The following is a 15,710-nucleotide window of genomic DNA, read 5'->3' as shown; positions in this document are numbered from 1 at the left end:
ATGGCCGAGAGGGGGTATCTGATGGCACTCGACGCTTATACCGACCAATCCATGTCCCGCAAGGCGATGAAGGCAGAACTGCTCGATGCGGAAACCGAGTTGCGGCTGGCCTATGCCTGGCGCGACCAGCGCGACGAGGCGGCGCTGCACCGCCTGATCACCGCCTACATGCGGCTGGCGATCTCGATGGCTTCGAAGTTCCGCCGCTACGGCGCGCCGATGAACGACCTGATCCAGGAGGCCTCGCTGGGCCTGATGAAGGCGGCCGACAAGTTCGACCCTGATCGCGGCGTGCGGTTCTCGACCTATGCGGTGTGGTGGATCAAGGCCTCGATCCAGGATTACGTGATGCGCAACTGGTCGATGGTGCGGACCGGATCGACATCCAGCCAGAAGGCGCTGTTCTTCAACATGCGCCGGGTTCAGGCCAAGCTGGAACGCGAGGCGGCGCAGCGCGGCGAACGTCTGGACGGGCACCAGCTGCGCGAACTGGTGGCGCACGAGGTCGGCGTGTCGATGGCCGATGTCGAGATGATGGAGGGGCGGCTGTCGGGGTCGGATTTCTCGCTGAATGCAACGCAGTCTTCGGAGGACGAGGGCCGCGAATGGATCGACGCGCTGGAAGATGACGGCCCGCAGGCCGCCGAGGTGGTCGAGGGCACGCATGACGCGGCTAGGCTGCGCGGCTGGTTGGTGGCGGCGATGGGCGGGCTGAATGCGCGCGAACGGTTCATCGTGACCGAACGCAAGCTGCGCGACACGCCGCGCACTCTGGAAAGCCTGGGTGCCGAGCTGGGGCTTTCGAAGGAGCGGGTTCGTCAGCTGGAGGCGTCCGCGTTCGGCAAGCTGCGCCGCAGTCTTGAAATGCAGTCGCGGGAAGTGCATCACTTCCTGCAATGAAAATGAAACGGGTGCATCCGGTGGCCTTGGTGGCGCGCGCGGCGATTGTCGCGCTGATCTGGTCAGGGTTCGCCCGGGCTTCGGAAGTGCAGCCGGATGCTCTGGACGCTCTGGGCGCGCGTGGCGCGGATGTGATCGTGCTGGGCGAGGTGCATGACAACGCGGTTCACCATCAGCATCAGGCCGTTGCGGTCCGGGCCCTGCAGCCCGCCGCTATCGTGTTCGAGATGCTGACCGAGGCGCAGGCGGCGCGGGTGACGCCTGCGCTGCTGGCCGATCCGGTGGCGCTGGGCCGGGCGCTGGAGTGGGACTCCTCTGGCTGGCCGGATTTTGCGATGTATGCCCCGATCTTCACCGCCGCACCGCAAGCCCGGATCTATGGTGCGGCCGTGCCGCGCGACGAGGCGCGGTCGGCGATCGGCGCAGGCCCGGTGGCGGCCTTCGGGCCCGAGGCGGGTCGCTTCGGTCTGGCAGACGCCCTCGCCCCGGCCGACCAGGCGGCGCGCGAGGCTGAACAGGCCGAGGCCCATTGCAACGCGCTGCCCGCCGACCTGCTGCCGGGCTTCGTCGCGGTGCAGCGGTTGCGCGACGCCGTGCTGGCACGCGCCGCGCTGCAGGCGCTGCAGGACACCGGCGGCCCGGTGGCGGTGATCACCGGCAACGGCCATGCCCGCCGCGACCGGGGGATGCCCGCGGCGCTGGCGCTGGCGGCGCCGCAGGTCACTGTGCTGTCGGTCGGGCTGCTGGAAGAGGCCCCGGCGCTGGCTGCGCCGTTCGACCTGTGGATCGTCACGGCGCCTGCCGCGCGCGAAGACCCCTGCGCCGCATTCGAGCCGGAAAAATCTTGAAGCAAGATTTTTCCAAGACTTTTGCTTAAAAGTCTTGGGCACCCGGCGGCCCGGCGCCGGATCGGGGTGGTAGAGGTTGAGTTCGCCGCGCGCCGCTTCTACACCTGACCTCAGGTTTCAGGGGGTTGGGCGATGCTGGCGGGCAAACGGGTTCTTCTGATCATCGGCGGCGGCATTGCGGCCCACAAGTCGCTCGACCTGATCCGCCGCCTGCGCGAGCGGGGCGTGGCGGTGACCCCGGTGCTGACGCGGGCGGGGGGAGAGTTTGTCACGCCGCTTTCGGTGTCGGCTTTGGCCGGGGTCAAGGTGTTCCGCGACCTGTTCGATCTGACGAGCGAAGCCGAGATGGGGCACATCCAGCTGTCGCGCAGCGCCGATCTGGTGGTGGTGGCTCCGGCGACCGCAGATCTGATGGCGCGGATGGCAGCGGGGGTGGCCGACGATCTCGCCTCGACCCTGCTGCTGGCCACCGACAAGCGGGTGCTGGTCGCCCCCGCGATGAACGTGCGGATGTGGGAGCATCCCGCCACCCGGCGCAATCTGGCGAGCTTGCGCGGCGACGGGGTCCTGGTGGTCGGGCCGAACGAGGGCGACATGGCCTGCGGCGAATACGGGCCGGGGCGGATGGCCGAACCGCTGGAGATCGTGGCGGCCGTGGAGGCGGCCTTCGGGGCCGGGCCGCTGTCGGGGCGGCATGTGCTGGTGACCTCGGGCCCGACGCATGAGCCGATCGACCCGGTGCGCTACATCGCCAACCGCTCCTCGGGCGCGCAGGGCTCGGCGCTGGCGGCGGCGCTGGCCGCGCTGGGGGCGGAGGTCACCTTCGTGACCGGGCCCGCGCAGGTGCCGCCGCCGGGCGGGGTGCGGGTGGTGCGGGTGGAAACCGCGCGGCAGATGCTGGTGGCGGTGCAGGCGGCGCTGCCCGCAGAGGCCGCGGTTTTTGCCGCTGCCGTGGCCGACTGGCGGGTGGCCAATGCCGCGGGGTCGAAGCTGAAGAAGGACGCCACCGGCCGCCCCCCCGCACTGGAGTTTGCCGAGAATCCCGATATTCTGGCAACCATCGCGCAGATGGCCGCCGGGCGTCCCCGGCTGGTGGTGGGTTTTGCCGCCGAGACCGACGACGTGCTGGCCCATGCCACCGCCAAGCGCCTGCGCAAGGGCTGCGACTGGATCGTGGCGAATGACGTGTCGCCCGGCAGCGGCATCATGGGCGGGGCGGAAAACGCGGTGACGGTGATCACTGCCGACGGGGCGGAGGTCTGGCCGCGGATGGCCAAGGACGCGGTGGCGCGGCGACTGGCGGGGCGGATCGCCGAGGCGCTGGCCTAGCGGGTCGGGCGGAGCCTCCGGCGGGGATATTTGGGCCAATGAGAAAGGGCGGTTGTCCGCTCTGCCGGCTGGGCGGCGCCCGCTTCCGGCCTGCCTGCCGCCATGGCACCGATGGGGCCGAGGATGGGTCAAATGCACCCGAAAATCCGGCACCTTCGTTGCCCGCGCGGCCGGTGAGAACCAACCGGGATTCATGAGTTCTTTCCGAATGTGGCCTATCGAGAGAGCATCGGTCGCGTCAGAAAGAGAGACGGAATGAGCACTATCGGCACACTTGGCGAACGTCTCGCCTTCCTTCGGATCACCGAACAGGATCTCGCAGAGGTTGCCCGGCATGGCGACCTTTTCGAAGCCGCGGTGGAGCGCGGGCTGGTTGCCTTCTATGATCAGGTGCGAAAGACGCCCGGTGCGGCCAGCTTCTTTTCCGACCCCGCACGGATCGACGCGGCCCATGCCAAGCAGAGCCAGCACTGGAAGCGCCTGACCAGTGGCGGCGTCGACGAGGATTATGTCACGGAAGTATCGCGGATCGGGAGTGCCCATGCCCGCATCGGGCTTGATCCGCGCTGGTATCTCGGGGCCTATTCGCTGATCCTTGAAGAGGCGGTGCGGACCATGCTGCCGGTGCTGCTGGGTCGCGGGCTGGTCAGCCGTCGGCGGGTCGCCCATGCCACTGCGATGCTGGGGCGGATCATCAAGCTGTCGATCCTCGACATGGACTATTCGATCTCGACCTATTTCGCCGCAGTGCAGGCCGAGCAGGAGCGGATGAGCGCCGAACGCGCGGTGGCGGCGAACCTGTCGCAGTCGCTGAGCGAAGCCTCGTCGGCGATGGAAGAGATTACCGCCAATATCCGCCAGAATGCCGACAATGCGGCCGAGACCGAGCGGGCGGCCGGTCAGGCGGCCGAAAGTGCCAGGGCGGGCGGCGAAGCGGTCGGCCGGTCGGTCGAGGCGATCCGCACAATCGTCGACAAGGTGCAGGTCGTGCAGGAGATTGCGCGCCAGACCGATCTGCTGGCACTGAACGCGGCGATCGAGGCGGCCCGCGTCGGCGAACACGGGCGCGGCTTTGCCGTCGTGGCGCAAGAGGTTCGCAAACTCGCGGAACGGGTGGACCTTGCGTCGGGCGAGATCGGGGCGCTGGCGGACAAGACGCTCGGAATTTCGGAGCACGCGGGCGAGAGCCTGAGCAGGCTGGTCCCCGACATCCAGCGCACCTCGAAACTGGTGTCGGAAATCGCGGCGTCCTGCCACGAGCAGACCATCGGGGTCGAGCAGATCAACCGGGCGATCCAGCGTCTCGACCAGGTCGGCCAGACGATGACCTCGGCGTCGGCCGATCCGGGCAAGCCCGCGCCCGGGCCGCAAAGCGTCAAGGACCGCCAGGGCCTCTATCATCTGCCATCGTCGCGGCGGCACCGCAGAACGCACGCCTAAGGCACGACAGCCTTTCGCCCGGGCCGAAGGGTCGGGCGGCCGACCACAGGGCGCTGACGCCACGGCCGCCCATTCCTGGTCACAGGACCAAAGGCAGGTCGCTACCCGGCCAATCGACTTGCGGGCCTGTCTGTGGAAAGACAGTCTTGCGGTTTTCGGTCAACCGGCAGCAGGATGGGGAAAAGTGGCAGCCCGTAGGGCGTCCATTAGTATGTCTGCTACCGTCTGGGGTCGTCTGAAATACCTATTGTTTCCAATTGCTTGCGGCATTGTTTCGTCTGTCGCTGTCTGGACTTGACCGCCTACTTCTGCGTTATTGCTTAGGCAACGCTTAGGCAAAGGGGTTTCGGCATGTCGCTTCGGGATTACAAGAAGCTGGACGACAAGTTCATTGCGTCGATTGACGGGCCGGAACCGGGCAAGACCGTCATGCGCCTTCGCGACAAGCTTGCCGATGGGCTGTTCCTGCGGGTGACGAAGCATGTCAACGCAAAGGGCGTCGAACAGGTATCGAAGTCATGGGAATTTTACTTCACCTTGCAGGGCAAGACTTCCTGCACGGGTCGAACCTCGCTTACAACATGCGCCGCCTCGCCCAGCTCCGCCGCCTGAACCCATGTCCGGCGTAATCCGGGGCGCGGACTTCAGGCCGAAGAGGCCGCGGCCCGCCATAGCCGGGCGGAATGGCCTCCAACTACGCCGCCGAAAACTACAGCAAGCCGCTTCCCGCAGCCTTCAGGCCGCCAAACCAGCCCTGAACAGCGGAGAACAAGGAAAAATCGAGGTGCCCTTAACGCAAACCCCGCCCATTCTGAATTTCTCGATATGGCGCGTCTTGAAGTCGGGTATCGCGTCAATTTCTTCGGCATGAATATTGACGAGGTTGACCCCGTGCCGGGCACCGCAGCGACGCGGGCAAAGTACGCAATCTCGGAAGGCATTTTGCGGCTGGAACAGCTTTCGAAATCCACGGCGATTACGACCGATGCAAAGCACGAAGGCGCGAAAGCTTTGTTTCAGAACATCAAAAAGGAAGTTTCGAAGTCGATTGAAAGTATTCGGGGATTTGGCAACCGTGAAGCCGACGCCGCGAAGAAACGGGCGTTCGCCGTGCTTGAACCGGACCCGTCGAAAGCCCAAGTTTACAGCGAAATTCGCCAATATTGCCGTGAACAGGCCGCGAAGGGTGATCCCGATTGGCCTATGCGTTTGGCCGAACTCTGCCGCACTGACTTGGATACAGCGCGGGCAATCGGCACCGGGCCGGGCTATCTCGCCGGGGTGAACAGCCCGGAACGTCGTATGAACCTTGTTTCCACCGCGCTTGAAGCCTTCGCGCCCGACGACCTTGCCCACATGCAAAAGAGCGTCGCGATTGCCAGCGAAGCCGACCGCATGGAAGCCGGGCTGCGGAAGCTTGAACAAGCCTTCTTCACGGCGGCGTTGGCCGACCGTTCGGCTGCGGGTCATGTTGACGTGAACGCCCCCTTGTTCCGCCGGGTGTTGCGCGACAACCATCTTGGCCGGTGCCGACAACCACCTTGGCCGGTGGGGCTGAACGGAAGACGGGCATGCCCGTCTGGAGGGCAGCCCCACCGGCCTGATTGATTTCGGGGAAGGTGCTGGTCGCTGCGGGTTGGTAAGCCGGGTTCCTCTGCCGTCAAACGGAGGATCCGGGTTGGCCTACAAACCCATCAACGACCAGCAATTGAGATTATACATGTCCGACCTCCGATATCACAGTCAGCGCACGTCGGCCGCCCGCGCCGGGTTCAGCGAGCGCACGGCCCGACGGTTCGATGCCAACCCGACGCTGCCCTCGAACCGCAAGATCGTTCACGGGCGCACGGTGGCCGATCCCCTCGAGGGTTATTGGGAGGGCGACATCCTTCCCTTGCTGGAGAGGGACAGCGCCTTGCAGGCCGTCACCCTGCTGCGCCACCTTCAGGGCCTGCACCCGCTGGCCTTCCCCGATGACCGGATCCGGCGCACCCTGGAACGGCGGGTGCGGCAGTGGCGGGCGCTGAACGGACCCGAGCGCGACATCATCTTCCGCCAGACGCCGGAGCCGGGCCGCATGGCCCAGTCCGACTTCACTCATGCCGAGGAGCTGGAGGTGACGATCGCGGGCCAGCTATTCCCGCATCTGCTCTACCACTTCGTCATGGTCTACAGCCGGTGGGAGCATGTCGGGGTGGTCCTGGGCGGGGAGAGCTTCACGGCCTTGGCCGAGAACCTGCAGCAGGCGCTCTGGTCGCTCGGCGGGGCACCACAGGAGCATCGCACCGACAGCCTCTCGGCCGCTTTCCGCAACCTGACGGCTGACCAGCGCCAGGATATCACCACGCGCTACAATGCCTTCGTCGGCCATTACGGCATGGAGGCCAGTCGCAACAACCGCGGGGAAGCTCATGAGAACGGCGCGGTGGAATCCCAGAACCGGCACCTGAAGAAGGCCATCGAACAGGCGCTGATCCTGCGCGGCAGCCGCGACTTCGCCAGCATTGAGGACTACCGCCGCTTCATCGACATTCTGGTGGCACGGCGCAACCGGCAGCGGGCGATCGCGGTTCAGGCGGAACAGGCGCATCTGAAGCCCCTGCCGTCCCGGCGCACCACCGACTTTACAGAGACCGTGGTTCCGGTCACCCGCACCAGCGGCTTTCTGGTCAAGAGCATCTTCTACAGCGCCCCGTCGCAGCTGATCGGGCAGCGCTTGCGGGTCCACCTTTACGACGATCGCCTTGAGGCCTTTCTCGGCAGCACCCTGGTCGTCAGCCATACAAGGGCGCGTGGTCGCGGCGACGGCCATCGCGTGCATGTCATCAACTACCATCACGTCATCCACGCGCTGCGGCGCAAACCGCAAGCCCTGTGGAGTTCGATCTACCGCGACAGCCTGTTCCCGCGAACCGAATACGCTGCAGCCTGGCAGGTGCTGCAGCGTGATCTGCCCCGCCGCGACGCCTGCCGCCGCATGGTCGACCTGCTGTTCATCGCCCACGACCGGGCCTGCGAGGCGGAACTGGCACATCTGCTGGCAGCAGAATTGGACGCGGGCCGGGTGCCCGATCCCGGACCTCTGGCATCCTGCCTGAACCCGCGGCAAACGGCGCTGCCGAGAGATGTTGCCGTCGCCCATCCCTCGCTCGACAGCTTCGATGCCCTTCTGGGAGCCTGCGCATGACCTCCCGCGAGATCGACATCCACACGCTGCCAGGCATGCTGACCGCGCTGCGCCTGCCCAGCTTCCACAAGCTTTGGGCCGACATCGCCACCCGTGCCGACACCGAAGGCTGGCCCGCTGCCCGCTTTCTGGCTGTCCTCGCGGAATACGAACTGGCCGAGCGCGACATGCGCCGCATTCAGCGCCACATGAACGAGGCACAGCTACCGGCTGGCAAGACGCTGGCGACCTTCGACTTCAAGGCGCTGCCAACCCTGCCGCGCGCCCGGATCGAGGCCTTGGCGGCCGGCGACTGGCTGGAGGGTGGCGGCAATCTGATCGCCATCGGCAATTCCGGCACGGGCAAAACGCACATTCTCTGCGCGATAGGCCATGCCCTGATCGAGCGGGGACACCGCGTGTTCTATACCCGCACCAGCGATCTGGTGCAGCGACTTCAGGCCGCCCGCCGCGATCTGGTGCTCGAAGCCGCGCTCGCCAAGCTCGACAAGTTCGACCTGATCATCCTCGACGACATCACCTACGCCCACAAGGATCAGGCCGAGACAGGCGTGCTCTTCGAGCTGATCGCCCGGCGCTACGAATACCGCAGCATCGCCATCGCCGCCAACCAGCCCTTCAGCGGCTGGGACCAGATCTTCCCGGACAAGGCGATGACCGTCGCCGCCATCGACCGGCTGGTTCATCACGCAGCGATCCTGGAGATGAATGCCGAAAGCTTCCGCCAGCGCGCGGCCGCCTCCAACAAAGAGGCGCTGAGCAGACCGCCAACGACAACCATCGCCGACAACAAGGACAAAGGAGAAGGCTGAGCGAAAAACAATTCCAGATACGCCAACCCAGCGGCCTAAAACCGGCCAACGTGGTTGACCGTCACGGACATGCTGGTTGACGCGCTACACCGACCGTTCGGCTGCGGGTCATGTTGACGTGAACGCCCCCTTGTTCCGCCGGGTGAAGGCCAATGACCGCCGCAGCCCAAATGGCCGAACTGTCTGAATGGCTTGCAGCGTCGTCGCGTGACGGTCGCAGCCCGTTCGGCGATACCATCCCGCGAAGCCCCTTCGGGCAGCTTGTGGGCATCACCCTGGACGATTTGCCGCCCGACCTGACCGCCGCTATCGCCTTGGGCTGTCTGCCCCTTCTGGTGGCGTCTGACGTGCCCGAACCGACCTTTGCGGCGTCAGAGGGGCAACCCCGGCTAGGGGAACGTGCTGCCCATGTCGAATGGCTGTCAGGGGCCGCGCAGGCTGACCCGCTGCGGGGCTTCCCGGCCTGCGCCGTGGTCAGGGTCGCCCAAGGGCAGACCTTGCGCCAAGCGGCCCTTGCAGGCGGCTTTGACCCCGACGCCGACCGCTTGCTTGTGGGCATCCCCGCAACCGCCTTCTAACGATCTTCCACAGGGCCACTTTGGAAGCCGACTGACCCCCTTTGCCGCAAGGTTTCGGGGGTCTTTTTCATTGCTTCGGCAGGTTTCGCGCTGCATCTTGGGGCATCAACACGCGGGGCCACGGGATGCAGTATTTTACTATCGGAATTTCGGTTCTTGCGTTGTTCGTTTCGGGCGTAACGTTGTGGCTAACGCACCTTCGACGGGGGGCGCTGAAAATGACACGCCCGACTGTCTTGTTCTTCGGCCCCGACGGGAACGAAGGCGGCATATCAAAGGTTTTCTTGCGAACGCTTCTATATTCAACAGGAAAGCGTGGCATCGTGCTTGAACATTTGTTCATTCGTTTGCGCCGAGGCGAAACACAACAGAATTTTAACGTTTGGGTTTACGGCGAAAAAGACTTGGCGCGGGGTAGCGGCTTGTTCGTCGGACAAGAGGGTATTGCGACGAACCATCACTTCCTGACCCCGACCGACCTTCGGGGCTTCGACTTCGCCGCAGGCGACTACGAACTTGAAGTTTTCGGGAAGATCATCGGCAAGGACACGACGCTACTTCTGTCCACCATTCGACTTACAATCGACGCTCACGAAGCGGAACAGCTTCGGAAGCCCGATCATGGCATCTATTTCGATTGGGGGCCGGACGCCGGGCGCTACCAGAAGAAGATTGAGGGTCGCCGTTCGAAGGCTCTTGACCCCTTGAAGATGCTTGAGGCGCTACAGGACGGCGGGGCGCTTGTGCCGCCGAAGCCCTAGAACAAAGGCCAAGCGTTCACGTTCGCGTGATCGCTTTCAGCCTATCGCAGCGCCCGAAGTGGGGTTTTCAGGGGTCAGTTTGTCATGGGTAGATTGTGGGTAGAGATTTTCAACCTTGCGAAATGTTGAGTGAAGTCAACAACTTGCATAGGTTGAGTGGCAGCCCGTAGGGGAGTCGAACCCCTCTTACCAGGTTGAAAACCTGGTGTCCTAACCGATAGACGAACGGGCCACAGCTTCGGTTTGGCGGTGTTTAGTGGGCGGGCGGCCGACTCGCAAGGGGAAAAACGCGACGGCGCGGGGGTCAGATGCGCGCGGCGTCTTCGAGCCGCAGCTGCACCTTGCTGCGGCCACCGAAGCTGTTGATTTCCAGCCGCCCCGCCAGGTGGAACCGCTGGGCGCCGGGGTTTTCCAGCAGGGGGCCGAGGGGGCCGTCGAAGGCGCCGAAGGCGATGGCCTCGAGCTTGGCGCCGCTGCCGTCGCCAAATGTCAGGCGCAGGTGGTTGGCACCGATACGCCGCCCGCTGACCGCCTGATCGGCGAAGGCAAAGCGCGGGGCCGGGGCAGCGGCGCCGAAGGGGCCCGCCTGTTCGATCTGTTCGACCAGCTGCGTCGTGGCGGCAGAGGGCATCAGCAGCCCGTCAAGCCGCAGGTCGGCCGCGCCGCCTGTCCCCGCGCCCTGCCGCGCCAGCAGATCGCCCAGCCGCGCCATGGCGGCCTCGATCTTGCCTTCCTCGACGGTCAGGCCCGCCGCCATGCGGTGGCCGCCGCCCTTGAGCAGCAACCCCTCGGCGGCGATGCGCTGCACGGCGGCACCCAGATCGACGCCGGTCACCGAGCGGGCAGAGCCCTTGCCGATGCCGCCTTCCAGCCCGATCACCACGGCGGGGCGGCCGGTCGCCTCTTTCAGGCGGGCGGCGACGATGCCGACCACGCCGGGGTGCCAGCCTGCCCCCGCCGCCCAGACCAGCGGGCCGTCAAGCCCGCGCGCCTCGGCCTGCGCCATCGCGGCCTCGCGCACCGCCATCTCGATCTCGCGCCGCTCGGTGTTCAGCGCGTCGAGCCGTTCGGACAGCGCCTGCGCCTCGGCGGCGTTGTCGGTGGCCAGCAGCCGTGCGCCAAGGTCGGCCTGCCCGATGCGCCCGCCGGCATTGACCCTCGGCCCCAGCAGGAAGCCCAGCGCATAGGGGGTGGGGGCGGTGTCCATTCGGGCGATGTCGGCCAGCGCCTTCAGCCCGATGCGCTCGCGCCGGGCCATCACCTTCAGCCCCTGCCGCACCAGCGCGCGGTTGACGCCGATCAGCGGCGCCACATCGGCCACCGTCGCCAGTGCCACAAGGTCGAGCATCGCCATCAGGTCCGGCCCCTGCGCGCCCTCGGCCCGAAGCTGCCGATTGGCCTCGACCAGCATCAGGAACACAACCGAGGCCGCGCATAGGTGGGCCAGCGTGCCGTCCTCGTCCTGCCGGTTGGGGTTTACCACAGCCAGCGCGGGGGGCAGTGTCTCCGCGCCCAGATGGTGATCGAGCACGATCACGTCGCAGCCCGCCGCTGCGGCGATGGGGTCGTGGCTGAGCGTGCCGCAATCGACGCACAGGATCAGGTCGTGGTCGCGGGCGAGGGCGGCCATGGCGGGCACGTTGGGGCCATAGCCCTCGTCGATCCGGTCGGGGATGTAGAGCGTGGCGGGGCGGCCCATGGCGCGGAGCCAGGTCAGCAGCAGCGCGGCGGACGCGCCGCCGTCCACGTCGTAATCGGCAAAGACCGCGATGCGCTGCCGCTGCGCCACCGCGTGCAGGAAACGCGCCGCAGCCGCCCCCATGTCCTTCAGCGACAGCGGGTCGGGCAGCAGGTCGCGCAGCGCGGGCGCAAGAAAGGCCGCCGCATCGGCAGGGGCCACGCCGCGCCGTGCCAGCAGGCGGCAGAGCGGCAGCGGCAAGCGGGTGGTCTGCGCCATCGCCTCGGCCAGACGGTCATCCTCGGCGCCGGGGCCGACCCAGCGACGGCCCGTGGCCGAACACTCGACGCCAAGAAAGGCGCGGCTGCCGGTCACTTCACCGGGCTGCGGTAGGTCATCCGCCGCACCGAGCCGGTCTTGGACCGCATCAGCAGGGTTTCGGTGGTGACCCAGCCCGGCTCGCGCTGGATGCCCGCCAGGATCGAGCCGCTCGTGACGCCGGTCGCGGCAAAGATCACGTCGGCGGTCACCAGCTCGTCGCGGGTGTAGATGCGGTTCAGGTCGGTGATGCCGGCCCGGCGGGCACGGGTGCGCTCGTCGTCATTGCGGAACAGCAGCTGGCCATACATCTGGCCGCCCATGCATTTCAGCGCGGCCGCCGCCAGCACGCCCTCGGGGGCGCCGCCGGAGCCCATGTACATGTCGATGCCGGTGATGTGCGATTCCGCGCAGTGGATCACCCCGGCCACGTCGCCATCGGTGATCAGCCGGATCGCGGCGCCGGTCAGGCGCACTTCGGCAATCAGCGCCTCGTGGCGCGGCCGTTCCAGGATGCACACCGTGATGTCTTCGGGCGAGCAGTTCTTGGCCGCGGCCAGCGCGCGCACCCGTTCGGCGGGCGCCATCGACAGCGTCACGGTATCGACGGGAAAGCCCGGCCCGATCGCCAGCTTTTCCATGTAGACATCGGGCGCGTGCAGCAGGGTGCCGCGCGGCGCCATGGCGATCACGGTCAGCGCGTTCGGCATGTCCTTGGCGGTCAGCGTGGTGCCTTCCAGCGGGTCGAGCGCGATGTCCACCGCCGGGCCGTGGCCGGTGCCGACCTCTTCGCCGATGAACAGCATCGGGGCCTCGTCACGCTCGCCCTCGCCGATCACCACGACGCCCGCGATTTCCAGGAGGTTCAACTGATCGCGCATCGCGTTGACCGCCGCCTGGTCGGCAGCCTTTTCGTCGCCGCGCCCGATCAGGCGGGCGGAAGCCAGCGCCGCGGCCTCGGACACTCTGGCAAGGCCCAGCGACAGCAGGCGGTCATGAAACTCATTGGCATCGGCCATGTCGTAGTCCTTTTGGATCAAAAAGCTGCCGTACCGCTTTAGCGCCATCCCCAGCCTCAGGGCAAGGTGATGCTAGCGCTCACAGGATGCGGGGTGACGGTAACGCGCAGGTATCAGACTTCCTCGATCCTCAGGGCGACCGGGGCGCCGACCAGAACGCCGGTCGCACCAAACCGGCCCATGGCATGGGCAATGTCGCCCGGCGCGGCCTTGTGGGTGACGATCAGCACCGGGGCATGGGCGCCTTCGTGGCCATACTGGCGCATCCGGTCGATGGAGATTCCGGCCTCGCCCAGCGTGGTGGCGATCCTGGCCAGCGCGCCCGGCTTGTCGAGCAGGGTCATGCGCAGATACCACGGCGCCGGGGTGGCGACGCGGGCGGTAACCGGTTCGGCCAGCGTGGCGGCGGGCTGGCCGAAGGTCGCCAGCCGGGTGCCGCGCGCCAGGTCGAGCACGTCGCCCATGATGGCGCTGGCGGTCGGGCCCTGCCCGGCCCCCGGGCCGCGCAGCACGATCTGGCCCACGGCATCGCCTTCCAGCACCACCATGTTGGTGCCGCCCTGCAACTGCCCCAGCGGGTGATCGGCGGGCACGAGGCAGGGCGTCATGCGCTGTTCCAGCCCGCGCCCGGTCATCTGCGCGACACCCAGCAGCTTGATGCGATAGCCAAGGTCGGCGGCGTGGCGGATGTCGTCGATGCTGACGGCGCCGATGCCCTCCAGTTCCACCGCATCGAAGCTGACCCGGGTTCCGAAGGCTATGGCCGCCAGCAGCGACAGCTTGTGGCCGGCGTCGATGCCACCCACGTCAAGGTTGGGGTCGGCCTCCAGATAGCCCAGCTGCCGGGCCTCTTCGAACACCATGTCGTAGGGAAGCCCCGCCGACTGCATCCGGGTCAGGATGTAGTTGCAGGTGCCGTTCATCACCCCCATCACGCGGCGGATCTGGTTGCCCGCCAGCCCTTCGGTCAGCGCCTTGATCACCGGAATGCCGCCCGCCACCGCCGCCTCGAACCGGATCACCCGGCCGGCCGCCTCGGCGGCCAGCGCCAGCGCCTGCCCGTGATGCGCCAGCAGCGCCTTGTTGGCGGTGACGACATCCTTGCCCGCGGCGATGGCGGCCTCGGTCGCGTCCTTCGCAGCACCCTCGCTGCCGCCCATCACCTCGATGAACACATCGACATCGTCGCGCCGCGCCAGTGCGACCGGGTCGGCCTCCCAGGCATAGCCCGACAGGTCGGCGTCGCGGTTTCGGCTGCGGTCGCGGGCCGAGACGGCGGAGATCACCACCGCGCGCCCGGTGCGGGCGGCGATCAGGTCGGCGTGGGTCCGCACGATCTTGACGACACCGATGCCAACCGTGCCAAGACCGGCAAGACCAAGACGCAGGGGGGCAGCCATGGCAGAACTCCACAGGATCGGGGCGCACCGGGCAGGGCCGGGGCCGAAGGATTGTGGCGGGGTGTTAGCGGTTTGCGGCGGTGCTTGCAACGCGGTGCGGGCGTCAGCCTGCGGCGGCCTGCGCCAGCCGGTCGCGCGTCGCGGGGTCGTGCACCGGCCCGCGCATCGCGGCCGCGCGGGCGCGCAGGGCCGCCGCCCGGGCCACGAGTGCCGCGCCGTTGGCGACGTTGACCGCAACGCCCTGCGCCAGCAACTGGTCCATCGGCAGCAGCGCCGGGGTCACCCCGTCAGGCGACAGGGTGCCCTCCAGCGCGGGAAAGCTGGTGCAGGCGGCCAGCGCCAGCGGGATCAGGGGGAAAAGGCGTGCGGGCATGAACGGCTTTCTGCGGTGCTGCCCCTTCTACCGCCCCGGGGTGGCCGGCGGCAAGTCCCTGCCGCCGGCCCCGTTCACCCGCGCCCCGTTCACCCGCGTCCTAGTGGGCGGGCCTGATGAAGGTGCCGTTGCGCAGGTCGGCCATCGCCTGACGCAGTTCTTCCTGCGTGTTCATCACGATCGGTCCGTGCCAGGCGACAGGCTCGCGGATCGGCGCGCCCGAGATCAGCAGGAAGCGCACGCCCTGCGGCCCGGCCTGCACCGTCACCTCGTCGCCGGTGCCGAATGTCACCAGCGTGCGGTCGCCCGACAGGTCGCGGATGTTGACTTCCTCGCCCATCACTTCCTTTTCCAGCAGCACGCCGCGCGGGCGCGAGGCATCGCGGAAGGTGCCCGCGCCTTCGAACACATAGGCAAAGGCCCGGCGCCAGGTATCGACCTTGAAGGTCTTGCGCAGCCCGGCGGGCACGAAGATGTCAAGATACTGCGGATCGGCGGCGATGCCGTCCACCGGGCCGGTGCGGCCGCGGAACGACCCGACGATCACCTTCACCATGGTGCCGTCATCGTCGATCATCTCGGGAATCTCGCTGCCCTTCACGTCCTGATAGCGCGGCGCGGTCATCTTCAGCGACGCGGGCAGGTTGGCCCAGAGCTGGAAGCCGTGCATCTGGCCCTTGGCGTTGCCCTTCGGCATTTCCTGATGGAGGATGCCCGACCCCGCCGTCATCCACTGCACGTCGCCGCCGGTCAGCGTGCCGGTGTTGCCAAGGCTGTCGCCATGCTCGACGCTGCCCGCCAGGACATAGGTGATCGTCTCGATCCCGCGGTGCGGGTGCCAGGGGAAGCCGCGCAGAAAATCCTGCGGGCGCTCGTTGCGGAAATCGTCGAACAGCAGGAACGGGTCAAGCTGGTCGGGATTCCGGAAACCGAAGGCGCGGTGCAGATGCACGCCGGCCCCTTCCATGGTCGGAACGGCAGCGGTGGCATCAAGGACGGGTCGTATCGACATGGCAGGATTCCTTTGTGAGGATCATGCCCGGAAGTAGGTGTCGCGGGGTCGCGGC

At 67.1% G+C, this 15,710-nt stretch carries 15 protein-coding genes and 1 tRNA gene; 10 read left to right on the top strand and 6 right to left on the bottom strand.

What is annotated here, in order from left to right; genetic code table 11:
- Nucleotides 1–21: 21 nt before the first annotated feature.
- From RNZ50_16290 to RNZ50_16245, 10 genes are all read left to right on the top strand, one after another.
- Complete coding sequence (locus RNZ50_16290; protein ID MDT8856551.1) at nt 22–900, top strand: RNA polymerase factor sigma-32; 879 nt, start codon at nt 22–24, stop codon at nt 898–900.
- Nucleotides 901–902: 2 nt separating this feature from the next.
- Nucleotides 903–1,748 carry a ChaN family lipoprotein gene (locus RNZ50_16285; GenBank protein MDT8856550.1) on the top strand — a complete coding sequence of 282 codons (846 nt, stop codon included), beginning with the start codon at nt 903–905 and terminating at the stop codon, nt 1,746–1,748.
- A 132-nt stretch (nt 1,749–1,880) separates the two neighbouring features.
- On the top strand, nt 1,881–3,077 hold the full coding sequence (gene coaBC / locus RNZ50_16280) for a bifunctional phosphopantothenoylcysteine decarboxylase/phosphopantothenate--cysteine ligase CoaBC (GenBank protein MDT8856549.1): 1,197 nt from the start codon (nt 1,881–1,883) through the stop codon (nt 3,075–3,077).
- Between the two features lie 255 nt (nt 3,078–3,332).
- Complete coding sequence (locus RNZ50_16275; protein ID MDT8856548.1) at nt 3,333–4,517, top strand: globin-coupled sensor protein; 1,185 nt, start codon at nt 3,333–3,335, stop codon at nt 4,515–4,517.
- Nucleotides 4,518–4,868: 351 nt separating this feature from the next.
- Nucleotides 4,869–5,129, top strand: a complete 261-nt coding sequence (locus RNZ50_16270; protein ID MDT8856547.1) for a hypothetical protein — start codon at nt 4,869–4,871, stop codon at nt 5,127–5,129.
- Between the two features lie 213 nt (nt 5,130–5,342).
- Nucleotides 5,343–6,125, top strand: coding sequence for a hypothetical protein (locus tag RNZ50_16265; GenBank protein MDT8856546.1), 783 nt, complete (start codon nt 5,343–5,345; stop codon nt 6,123–6,125).
- 70 nt (nt 6,126–6,195) lie between these two features.
- A complete protein-coding gene (istA, locus tag RNZ50_16260; GenBank protein MDT8856545.1) occupies nt 6,196–7,704 on the top strand; it encodes an IS21 family transposase in 1,509 nt (502 codons plus the stop codon).
- Nucleotides 7,701–8,516, top strand: coding sequence for an IS21-like element helper ATPase IstB (istB, locus tag RNZ50_16255; protein MDT8856544.1), 816 nt, complete (start codon nt 7,701–7,703; stop codon nt 8,514–8,516). Before istA ends, istB begins: the two co-directional genes overlap by 4 nt.
- Before the next feature lie 152 nt (nt 8,517–8,668).
- A complete protein-coding gene (locus RNZ50_16250; protein MDT8856543.1) occupies nt 8,669–9,094 on the top strand; it encodes a hypothetical protein in 426 nt (141 codons plus the stop codon).
- A gap of 125 nt (nt 9,095–9,219) precedes the next feature.
- Nucleotides 9,220–9,855, top strand: a complete 636-nt coding sequence (locus RNZ50_16245; protein ID MDT8856542.1) for a hypothetical protein — start codon at nt 9,220–9,222, stop codon at nt 9,853–9,855.
- Nucleotides 9,856–10,012: 157 nt separating this feature from the next.
- On the opposite strand, the gene RNZ50_16240 is transcribed toward RNZ50_16245, so the two are convergent.
- The 6 genes from RNZ50_16240 to RNZ50_16215 form a co-directional block, all read right to left on the bottom strand.
- Nucleotides 10,013–10,087, bottom strand: a tRNA-Glu gene (locus tag RNZ50_16240).
- A 72-nt stretch (nt 10,088–10,159) separates the two neighbouring features.
- Nucleotides 10,160–11,908 (bottom strand): single-stranded-DNA-specific exonuclease RecJ, encoded by a 1,749-nt coding sequence (recJ, locus tag RNZ50_16235; protein ID MDT8856541.1) that lies wholly within the window; start codon nt 11,906–11,908, stop codon nt 10,160–10,162.
- A complete protein-coding gene (glpX, locus tag RNZ50_16230; GenBank protein MDT8856540.1) occupies nt 11,905–12,870 on the bottom strand; it encodes a class II fructose-bisphosphatase in 966 nt (321 codons plus the stop codon). Before glpX ends, recJ begins: the two co-directional genes overlap by 4 nt.
- Nucleotides 12,871–12,983: 113 nt before the next feature.
- Nucleotides 12,984–14,270 (bottom strand): homoserine dehydrogenase, encoded by a 1,287-nt coding sequence (locus tag RNZ50_16225; GenBank protein ID MDT8856539.1) that lies wholly within the window; start codon nt 14,268–14,270, stop codon nt 12,984–12,986.
- Between the two features lie 103 nt (nt 14,271–14,373).
- The gene (locus RNZ50_16220; GenBank protein MDT8856538.1) at nt 14,374–14,643 is read right to left on the bottom strand and encodes a hypothetical protein; all 270 of its coding nucleotides are present in this window, start codon (nt 14,641–14,643) and stop codon (nt 14,374–14,376) included.
- Nucleotides 14,644–14,743: 100 nt separating this feature from the next.
- Nucleotides 14,744–15,655 carry a pirin family protein gene (locus RNZ50_16215; GenBank protein ID MDT8856537.1) on the bottom strand — a complete coding sequence of 304 codons (912 nt, stop codon included), beginning with the start codon at nt 15,653–15,655 and terminating at the stop codon, nt 14,744–14,746.
- Nucleotides 15,656–15,710 lie beyond the last annotated feature (55 nt).

The sequence above is a fragment of the Paracoccaceae bacterium Fryx2 genome, assembly GCA_032334235.1.
Lineage (GTDB): Bacteria > Pseudomonadota > Alphaproteobacteria > Rhodobacterales > Rhodobacteraceae > JAVSGI01.
The sequence above is the reverse complement of the archived record's forward strand: the minus strand, read 5'-3'. Positions and strand labels throughout refer to the sequence as shown.